Source organism: Pseudoalteromonas sp. T1lg76 (assembly GCF_002964725.1).
Lineage (GTDB): Bacteria > Pseudomonadota > Gammaproteobacteria > Enterobacterales > Alteromonadaceae > Pseudoalteromonas.
In genome coordinates, this window is sequence record NZ_PQCE01000095.1 from 1 (window position 1) to 383 (window position 383).

Genomic DNA, 383 nt, shown 5'->3' on the forward strand with positions numbered 1-383 from the left:
CCCGTGAGGCTTAACCATACAACACCAAAATGGTGTGAGACTGTTAAGTTAGAAGTTAGAAATTAAGACTGAAGTAGACACATTACTTATTAAGCTTTCCGAATTTACAATATTTTCCTGACGACCATAGCGTTTTGGAACCACCTGACCCCATGCCGAACTCAGTAGTGAAACGAAACAGCGTCGATGATAGTGTGGCATTCGAACAGTATTGCGTTCGACGACGGCGGCGATGAGCTGTTAAGCGCGAGTGAGGCGACCAACGTGCCCCTTTCTGGCGTTGTCGAAGCCGATGCCACCGTCGACAGCATCACCATCAGCGATGGCGTGACCACGATCACGGTACCGAGCTCGGCGATCACTTTGGATAGCAACGGCAACCT

Annotated in this window: 1 rRNA gene; it reads left to right on the forward strand. The window is 49.9% G+C overall.

The annotated features are described in order from the left end of the window. Positions 1 to 116 precede the first annotated feature (116 nt). Positions 117 to 229, forward strand: a 5S ribosomal RNA gene (rrf, locus tag C2M35_RS15360). Positions 230 to 383: the final 154 nt, after the last annotated feature.